The 9,932-nt window shown below is 41.4% G+C and carries 7 protein-coding genes; 6 read left to right on the forward strand and 1 reads right to left on the reverse strand.

What is annotated here, in order from left to right; all coding sequences use genetic code 11:
• The first annotated feature begins 509 nt into the window (after window positions 1-509).
• The 6 genes from V7K40_RS22285 (at window position 510) to cls (ending at window position 8,678) form a co-directional block, all read left to right on the forward strand.
• Window positions 510-2,249, forward strand: a complete 1,740-nt coding sequence (locus tag V7K40_RS22285) for an NFACT family protein (protein ID WP_334963539.1) — start codon at window positions 510-512, stop codon at window positions 2,247-2,249.
• Between the two features lie 493 nt (window positions 2,250-2,742).
• Window positions 2,743-3,060: a hypothetical protein gene (locus V7K40_RS22290; RefSeq protein WP_334963541.1), complete on the forward strand. Its 318-nt coding sequence runs from the start codon at window positions 2,743-2,745 to the stop codon at window positions 3,058-3,060.
• Between the two features lie 321 nt (window positions 3,061-3,381).
• Window positions 3,382-4,986 carry a DEAD/DEAH box helicase family protein gene (locus V7K40_RS22295; protein WP_334963543.1) on the forward strand — a complete coding sequence of 535 codons (1,605 nt, stop codon included), beginning with the start codon at window positions 3,382-3,384 and terminating at the stop codon, window positions 4,984-4,986.
• Window positions 4,916-6,130 (forward strand): DUF790 family protein, encoded by a 1,215-nt coding sequence (locus V7K40_RS22300; RefSeq protein ID WP_334963545.1) that lies wholly within the window; start codon window positions 4,916-4,918, stop codon window positions 6,128-6,130. Before V7K40_RS22295 ends, V7K40_RS22300 begins: the two co-directional genes overlap by 71 nt.
• Before the next feature lie 255 nt (window positions 6,131-6,385).
• A complete protein-coding gene (locus V7K40_RS22305; RefSeq protein ID WP_334963547.1) occupies window positions 6,386-7,234 on the forward strand; it encodes an endonuclease/exonuclease/phosphatase family protein in 849 nt (282 codons plus the stop codon).
• Window position 7,235: 1 nt separating this feature from the next.
• Complete coding sequence (gene cls / locus V7K40_RS22310) at window positions 7,236-8,678, forward strand: cardiolipin synthase (protein WP_334963549.1); 1,443 nt, start codon at window positions 7,236-7,238, stop codon at window positions 8,676-8,678.
• Between the two features lie 458 nt (window positions 8,679-9,136).
• Here the strand turns inward: cls and V7K40_RS22315 are convergent, their stop codons facing one another.
• On the reverse strand, window positions 9,137-9,823 hold the full coding sequence (locus V7K40_RS22315; protein WP_334963551.1) for a PD-(D/E)XK nuclease family protein: 687 nt from the start codon (window positions 9,821-9,823) through the stop codon (window positions 9,137-9,139).
• Between the last annotated feature and the right edge of the window lie 109 nt (window positions 9,824-9,932).

Genomic DNA, 9,932 nt, shown 5'->3' on the forward strand with positions numbered 1-9,932 from the left:
TCTATTAATGCAGCGAATGTTAATAATATTTAAAGTAAAAAATAGAACATGGTTGACAAATTTGCCTTTTTAACAGTTATTAATAGCAAATGTAAATTCACCAAGACTTCCTGCCGAATTGATGGCGTTAGTAACCATAAGTATATGTCTCTGTAATCTAAACTTATAAATTCAGGTTTAATATTACAAAAATCAGACTTATTATTATAACACTTACACAATCAAATCTTGCTTATAAAATTAAAGCAGTTACAATTACAGTACTTTGGGTTTAACTTTGGCAGCGATCGCTTCAGCTTGCAAAACTAGATACTAAAAGCAACCTGTATAAAAAAGTAACTTATTACTTAAGGGCAGAAGTCTATTTTATGATAGATTTCTGCGTTTTTTTATTCGCAGCTATCACTAAACCAAGTAACCGCTATGATAGTTGAGGTCTGCTATGCTTTGACTAAACGAAAATAAAAGCATAGTGATCGCTACCATTTGAATGTTAATAACTAATCGCTTTGCAACCAGTTGACTTTACCACTCTCACAGCTGCTTGTAGCGAAATCCGCGCTAACTGGCTACCATCACGCTTAGAACAGGTTTACCAGCGCGATCGCTACACTATTGCTATGGCATTACGCACCCTCAAACAGCGAGATTGGCTAGAGATTTCTTGGCATCCTCAAGCTGCACATATTTGTATTGGCGATCCACCACCGCGATCGCCAGATACCTTTACCTTTAGCCAACAACTGATACACCAATTGAGTGGTTTGGCATTGGTGGCTATTGAAGCGATCGCCCCTTGGGAGCGGGTTATTGATTTGCAATTTGCCCGTCGTCCCGGAGAAAGCGCCCTGTATCATGTTTATGCAGAAATCATGGGCAAGTATAGTAACGTCATTCTCACCGACGCCAGCAATATAATTATCACCGCCGCCCATCAAGTCAGTCAGCAACAATCTAGTGTCCGTCCCATCCAAACCGGACAATTTTATGAAACACCACCGAAACTGACTGGAACTGTCCCCAGTTTGAGCGAATCCCAACAACGTTGGCAAGAACGGGTAAGTTTAGTGCCAGGAGCAATCAAGCGGCAATTGCTAAAAAGTTATAGTGGCTTGAGTGCAGCCCTACTAGAGTCAATGCTGCTAGAAGCAAATATCGCACCAGAAACATCCACTGATAGCCTCAACCCCGACGATTGGCAACGGCTATTTGAGCGCTGGCAAGAATGGCTGCAAGCCTTGGATTCCAGTAAGTTTCAACCAGCTTGGACAAAAGATGGCTACACCGTAATGGGTTGGGGTGGAGTTGAAAACGTCAAAGATATTCAGGAGTTACTTAATCGCTACTACAGTAACCAGATCAATCAACAGTTATTTTCTCAATTGCGCCATCAGTTGACTCAGAAATTAAATAATATTCTGACAAAATTACAGAATAAGGCGCAAACCTTTAAGACGCGCTTGCAGCAATCAGATCAAGCCGATGAGTATCGACAAAAAGCTGATTTATTGATGGCTCACCTGCAAAACTGGGAACCGGGGATGAAGGAAATTATCCTTTCTGATTTTGATACAAGTTTGCCAGTAGCGATCGCCCTCCAGCCAGATAAAAATGCTGTCCAAAATGCCCAAAGTCTTTACAAACAGCACCAAAAGCTCAAACGCGCTCGTTCTGCTGTCGAACCGCTACTGTTGTCAGTGCAGACAGAAATTGAGTATTTAGAGCAAGTAGAAGCTGCGATCGCTCAGATAGACACCTACCAAACAGCAGAAGATTTGCGAACTTTAGAAGAAATCCGCGAAGAGTTGATTGGACAAAAGTATCTAGAAGATCCAGAATACCGCAGCCGCAGCGCCAATGAAGTCCCCAGCACCAACTTTCATCGTTACCTTACCCCCAATGGCTTTGAAGTATTAATCGGTCGCAACAATCGCCAGAATGACCAATTGACCTTTCGTGTAGCTGGGGATTATGACTTATGGTTCCACGCTCAAGAAATTCCAGGGAGCCATGTACTACTACGTCTAGAACCGGGTGCTGTTGCAGAAGAAACTGATTTGCAATTTGTAGCTAATCTTGCTGCATACTACAGTCGCGCCCGTCAGAGTGATCAAGTGCCAGTAGTTTACACTCAGCTAAAACACGTCTACAAACCCAAAGGAGCAAAACCGGGAATTGCAATTTATAAGCAGGAAAGCATCCTCTGGGGAAAACCACAAATGGTCATCATTGGGCATGGGGCAGAATGAAAAATTACATCTTTCCCCTCTGCTGCCCCTCACCTTCCCCATCTATACCCTACAATTTGCTGAATTATCCTGATAGATAGAGGCTTTTAAGCTTTGTTCATATCTTTTTTTGATGAATATTCAGGAAAAATCTGTGTTGGCTGTTACAATATTGTTAAGAAAAGTTGCCTGTTGCATTTTGGGAACGCGCAATTTGGTTTTAACTCTCTTGAGAAGACAACACAAAAAAACATTTTCCAGACCAGCTGTGGGAGGCTGGTTTTTTTGTATTTAAAGTGCCTATACATTACTTATGGCACTCAGACCTCTGATGGAACCAAGGCTTGGGATACTTTTATGTCCTTGGTTGCCACGACTCGTAACAATTTTAGATTTTAGATTTTAGATTAAAGAATTGAAGAATTAAAGCCTCGACTCCGCTCGGCTTTAACACTGAGCGCACTTGTACTGAGCGTAGTCGAAGTAGCCGAAGTGTTAAAAATTATTTCGGTTCATGCCCCAACGTTGCGTGGGCGAAACAATTCCATTATCCAAAATCCAAAATTTGGCTTGCCCCATCTTGCCGGAGTCAATCCCTTCGGGTGACGCTCCTAGGGACGCTCGTTCCGACGCTCCTACGTCGCTAACGCTGCGCTATCGCTACCGCTTCGCTAACGCTACCGCTGCGCTAACAGCAGTCGCTCATGGGGGAAACCCCCAGACGCTCGTTCGCCTTTGGCGTCTCCCCTTGGGAGATGACTCGCTAACGCTGCGCTATCGCCCTTGGGAGAAGACCGCGCTGCTTCACCAAAATCCAAAATCGTTCGACTGAGCGACTTGCCTTGAGCGTACCCCTGCTCTTAAGCAAGCTACGCGCAGCGTCTCCAAGAGTTGCCGACTTGTGCCGAGCGTTCGTGCAGCGTCTCCAAGAGTTGCCGAGGTAAAGGAGCCGAAGTCCAAAATCCAAAATTGGCAGATGGAGTAACTGCTTGCCCCAAATTATTGATTGAGCCGATACCTTTTTGCGTTATTAGTAATCAATAGAGTGGGCATTGGGGACTAGGAAATAGGGACTAGGCAGACAAGGAAGAGTTTTTCTAATACCCAATCCCCAATACTCAATACCCAATCCCCAATCCCCAATCCCCATATAATGGCTCGTACTCCTACATTAAATTTTGATCGTGGCACATTAATTTTGCATCCACCACCACGTGGCAAAGATTGGATGGACTATGCTACATGGGATGATAGAGTTCAAAAATTCCGCATTCCAGCAATTAGATACCGATCGCTAGTGGAAGCACTACAAGCGGAAGATGTTAATTTTATTGATGAGGCGAAGAAATTTTACCCTGTAGATTTGGTTCCCAGTCTGGAAATGGAACCCTATCCTCACCAGACTGAGGCGCTAGCGGCTTGGAAACTGGCGGGTAGACAAGGGGTCGTTGTGCTTCCCACAGCCGCGGGAAAGACTTATTTGGCGCAAATGGCGATGCAGTCAACGCCACGGACGACGCTGATTGTAGTGCCAACTTTGGATTTAATGCATCAGTGGTATGCACATTTGGTAGCGGCTTTCCCTGATGCTGAGGTGGGATTGCTGGGAGGTGGTTCGCGGGATAGAACGGCAATTCTAGTTGCAACTTATGATAGTGCAGCAATTCACGCCGAAACGTTGGGGAATCAATATGGGTTGATTGTTTTTGACGAATGTCATCATCTACCGACAGATTTTAATCGGGTGATTGCTGAATATGCGATCGCACCTTATCGACTGGGACTTTCTGCTACACCAGAACGCACTGATGGTAAACACGCTGAATTAAATATCCTCATTGGTGAAGAAGTATATCGCAAACGCGCTGAAGATTTGGCGGGGAAGGCGTTAGCAGAACATGAAATTGTCCAAATTAAGGTAAAGTTATCGCAACTTGAGCGGGAAAAATACAACCAATTAATTCAAACGCGCAATGACTTTTTAAAGCAATCTCGGATTTCTTTGGGGAGTCTTCAAGGTTGGCAAATGTTCGTACAAATGAGTGCTAGATCGCAATCTGGACGGAGAGCTATGTTAGCGCACCGGGAAGCGAAGGATATCGCTTTGGGGACTGATGGAAAGTTGCGAATTTTAGTTAATTTATTGGCAGAACATTATCCGGCAAGAATTTTGATTTTTACTGCTGATAATGCAACGGTTTATCGGATTTCTCAAGAGTTGCTAATTCCAGCAATTACTCATCAAACTCCTGTGAAGGAACGGCATGAGATATTAACAAAGTTTCGAGAGGGTAAATATAATACCTTGGTTGCTTCTCATGTGTTGAATGAAGGTGTTGATGTGCCGGCGGCTTCTGTGGCAATTATTTTATCGGGAACTGGTTCGGCTAGGGAGTATACTCAGCGGTTGGGGAGGGTTTTACGAAAGGGGAATATTGAGAATAAGCAGGCGATTTTATATGAGGTGGTGGCGGAGGATACGAGTGAGGAGAGGACTTCGGCTAGGCGAAGAGGTGTGGAAAGAGAAAACGAACCGCCAAGACGCGGAGGACGCAGAGAGGAGGAGAAGAAAGGGAAGTTACAGGTTGTGTATGGGAGTGGGAAAGAAAGGAGTTTGAAGGTTGCGGAACAGTTAGAAATTAATTATTCAACCGGAAGTTCAAAATCTAAAATCCAAAATTCAGCAGATGTTACCGACAGATTTACTGATGCATCGCCAAAACGGGGAGGAGATTATTCCGAAGAGACTGAAGATTGATCAGAAAACTTCGGAGTTGGCGATTGAGTTAATTAATTATTTTCAATCAGCAGTGGGGAAGACTCAGGGTGTGCTTGAGCGACAACTGACTGATTTTGAAGGAGATTCTACAGATTATCGGGTGAAGCGGGGATTAGCTTATATTCTCAAAAGCAGTTTTTGCACTTTTGAGGTGGTTAGTCCTCTGGAACCACAAATGTTAAGAGAACGGGTATTTTCGTTGGCTTCAAAGTCCGTTTCTAATCGGGAATCAACACAAGTTACTCTTGGGAAAGTTGCTGATGAGTTAACTCAAGAACTTGAACGGGAAGTTTTACTAGAACAGGTTCGGAATGGACTATATGCTGACTTATCTGAGAATAAGATTTTGACTGTTTTTGATGCACCAACAGCGCCAGACTTATTAAATCGCTATAACTTATCTCAAGTGCAGGGTGTGTTTTATAAAGCCAGTCAACTGGTGTTAAATGCTCATCGCAATGTTCCGGGAGAATATAAGCTGTTATTTCGCTATCTAAAGTTGTTTCAATTGATGGCTTATATTGAGGGCGATGCTGACCACGGGTTTACAATTACCATTGATGGGCCGACGAGTTTGTTTAATCCTAGTACGCGTTATGGGTTAGCGATCGCTAAACTTATTCCCGCTTTACTTCACGTTACCAAATGGAGTCTTTCGTCCATTCTCCAAACCCGCGACGCTTATACAAATACTTGGAAAACTGGACGTTTCACCCTTAATTCTGAATGTGGTTTGGTATCCCATTATCCACCAGGTAAGCCCTACGATAGTATGCTCGAAGCATCCTTTGCTGATAAGTGGGATGCGTTGAAAAGTGGTTGGGCGTTAGAGCGAGAAGTTGATTTGATCCCAATCCCCGGTAGTGTAATGATTCCTGATTTTCGCTTGGTGCATTCTGATGGACGCACCTTCTTATTAGAAATTGTTGGTTATTGGCGGCCAGAATATTTACAAAAGAAGTTTTCTCAGGTGCGACGTGCTGAACGTGACGACTTAATTTTAGCAATTTCCGAGCGACTTAATTTAGAAAAAGCGGGAGTAAAATTAAATGATGTTCCCGCAAGAATTGTTTGGTTTAAAGATAAGTTATTGCCGAAAGCTGTGTTAGCTGTAATGGATTGATTAAGGAAAAATGAGATGAAAAGTATAGGAACAATTGCCACAGTTACCAAAGATGGTAAAATCACAGCCTAATTACCACTAGATATTGCAGAAGGTGAACATCAGATGGTTACGCCAGATGGCAAAGTGGTAAAGATGATCCCAGTAGTGCGAGGCACAGCTTATCTATCTATCCAAGCTTTCCAAGTTTGTGCAACATAACTCTGTAACGACTGTCCAATAGCGTTAAGCTAGAAAAAATTTAGTTTAATATTAGTGATGCCTAATATTCAAGAACACGTAAACACTCTCGTTACGAAATTTGTTCCATCCTATAGATTTCTTCGTTTACAAGAACTCACAATTGATAAAAATAATTCCCTCCAAACAGAAATTAATAGTAACTCAATTAAAGTTCTCAATTGGAATATTGCTAAACAAAACTATAATAAAACTTGGTTAAAAGATTTTTCAATAATAATTGAAACTTACCAACCCAACCTCATATTTTTACAAGAGTTTTCTCTAAAGTTAGAAGCAGATAAATTAGAAACTTGGCTGAAAATGAATTGGAATTTTGCCCCGAACTTTGTAGATATTCATCATCAAATTTATTCGGGGATTTTCACAGCAGCTACAATCAGTCCAGTAACAAAAAAAGTTATAACTACTAAACATTATGAGCCAATTGTTAGAACTCCTAAAATTTCTTTAGTTACGGAGTATCTGCTATCTGATAAAAGCACAACTCTCCTGACAGTAAATAGTCATCTGATCAATTTCGTAGATTTAAATAAATTTAAAATACAATTAAATGAATTAGAGCTAGTGTTATCTACACATCGTGGGCCAATAATATTTTCAGGAGATTTCAATACTTGGAGTCAAAAAAGAGCAGTTATCCTCAATCAAGTAACAACACAATTGGGATTAACCCCAGTAATTTTTGCACCTCATGAGCAGGAGAAAATTAAACGCTTCCTGTTATCACCCCCTTTAGATCATATCTTTTATCGAAATCTCAATGTGAAGAAAGCCAGTGCTAAGGTGCTAGACCAAATTTGTTCATCCGATCATAAGCCATTGCTGTCAGAATTTACTTATATCAATCCTCAAAAAGATTAAAATGCTTGTAGATGCTGGTCTTCTAGCTATTTTTAGCACAACTACAGTTGTTGTTCATGTTGTGGGAGTTGCACATGCAGCCCATGCAGTGATGAATGTACGTTCTTCACAAGGGGCGATCGCCTGGAGCATTTCTCTAATTACCTTTCCCTGGCTAGCTATTCCGTTGTATTGGATTTTAGGAAGAACTAAATTTCATGGATATGCTGAAACACTGCGCTCAGTTTATGCACAACACTACAACCTTATTCATCCGATTTATAGTGAAATTATTAAATTTCAGGTTGCGCCACCAGATAATCTAGCCGAGTTGCAACCATTAGCTGAGGCTTTTACAGAAATTCCTTTCACATCAGGTAATGCTGCCGAATTACTAATTGATGGTCAGCAAACCTTTGAAGCGATGCTGAAAAAGATTGCATTGGCGACAAATTATATTTTGTTCCAATTTTATACTGTTAACGATGACCAAGCTGGTAATGAGTTTAAAGAAGCATTGATTGCTAAAGCTAAAGAAGGAATAAACATTTACTTTCTCTACGATGAAATTGGTTCCAAGAAACTATCTCGCCCTTATATCGAGTCTTTAGAACAGCATAGAATTGCAGTAAGTGCATTTAACACCACAAAAGGACAGGGTAATCGACTCCAATATAATTTTCGCAATCATCGGAAAATTTTGGTGGTGGATGGAGAAATAGCATTTGTAGGTGGACTGAATATTGGTGACGAATATTTAGGAAAGAATCCTCGCTTGAGTCCCTGGCGTGATACCCACATGATGCTCGAAGGTCCAACTGTACAAAGCCTACAAAACTCCTTTGTGCGAGATTGGTATTGGGCAACTCAAAAACTTTTGGAAGTTAATTGGCAGGTAAAAATTAATCGGGAAACTAATCAAACTGCATTCATTCTTCCTACAGGCCCCGCAGATACGCTACCAGCTTGTAAGCTTTTTTTCGTCGAACTAATTAATCAAGCTCAAACTCATCTTTGGATTGCTAGTCCATATTTTGTACCGGACGAGGCAACATTGTCAGCTTTAAAACTGGCTGCAATGCGAGGTGTAGATGTGCGAATTCTTTTACCAAATCGACCTGATCATTTATTTGTTTATTTATGTTCCTTCTCTTACTACACCGAAATGGAAAAAATCGGTATCAAGTTGTATCGTTACAAAAATGGGTTTATGCATCAGAAAATTATAGTCATTGATGAGAATATAGCAGGGGTAGGAACTGTTAACTTAGATAGTCGCTCTTTTTCCCTCAACTTTGAAGTTATGGGTTTTGTTACCGAGCCTCGGTTTGTCCAAAGTGTTAAAAAGATGTTAGAGGATGATTTAGCTGTCTGTGTTCCTGTTGATCTTGATGAGTACGATAAAAAACCTTTTTGGTTCAAGTTAGCTGTGAGAGTGTCTCGATTGCTGACTCCTTTACTTTAATTACTAATAAGTAAGGGATTTCTAAGAAATAAATTATCCAAATAAACGAACCACAGAGACGCAGAGAACACAGAGAAGAGAAATAAAGAGGATTTTTGCGTCGTTTTGGAATATTTTTTTATTTGGAAGTCCCTAAATAAATAAAAATATTTACAATCATTGTGAGTGTTGGCGTACCTCTACGGGGAAGCAAGCTACGCGCAGCGTCTCTAAGAGTTGCCTCTCGTTCGCGGTAGCGTTGCGTAGCAAAGAGAAGCAATCTTAACCGCAAGCAAATTGTTTGATTACGCTTCTCTACGAGACGCTACCGTGTAGCTTGCTTCTCTGTAGGAGTACGCTCCATTCGCAATGACATTGTGTAATGAATTCTGTCCGACTACTTAATTGCCTTTACCTTTAAATCGTGAAATTTCCATATTTGCTAAAAACTTCTTTGCAATCCCACTCACTGACTAACCCTAAACACTTCTGCGTTCCCAAAACTGGGCGACTCTTTTTTCCCACTGTTCCCAGTAATCTTTGATGACTGCTGATTCAAACCAAAATACCTCTGCTGGCATTTCTGGAATCGCTATTACCAACAGAGCGTGCTTTAGTTGAATGCCATAATCTCGATAATACTCGTTAGCTGCTCCTATATACGCTGTAAGTTGCAGTGGATGTTCATATAAATGCTCAATTGAGCCTTTGGGTTTGTCTGCTGTTTTCCACTCGCAAATACAGGGAATACCTTGATAGCTGGCAATACAATCAACTTTGCCAGAATAGCTCAAATCATGATGAAAAACAGAGCCTTCCACGAGTCTAACTGTGTCAATTTCTTGTAAAACTGGCTTGATACTCTCCCAATAAGGGCGACTCGCTTCGGAACAAACAGGGTTTTGTCCAAGGAGGTAGCGCTCAATTTGTTTGTGTGTTTGGGTTCCCCGACGACTAGCAGATGTCGTAATGCGGGTAGCTTCTTCTGTACCAACACGCGCTTTCCAGTTTAATAATCTGTCTCGGTCTGCTTGTGATTTGGTGGCATTAAGGATTGTAGTAACGCTGGGAAAGCGATTTCCCTTGGCATCTACATAATATTGTTTACCATTTTCTCTCTTGGATGTGGCATTAATGCGTGGTAGCAGTTGGGTATCAAATTGCATCAGTTGGTGTGTTGACTTTAATAGACTTGTCGCTAAATAAGAATAAAAAATTATGAAATGCTATTGTGGATTTCACTCTGGCAATTTATGCAGCCATCAAGTAGAAATT

The sequence above is a fragment of the Nostoc sp. genome (assembly GCF_036917195.1).
GTDB lineage: Bacteria > Cyanobacteriota > Cyanobacteriia > Cyanobacteriales > Nostocaceae > Nostoc.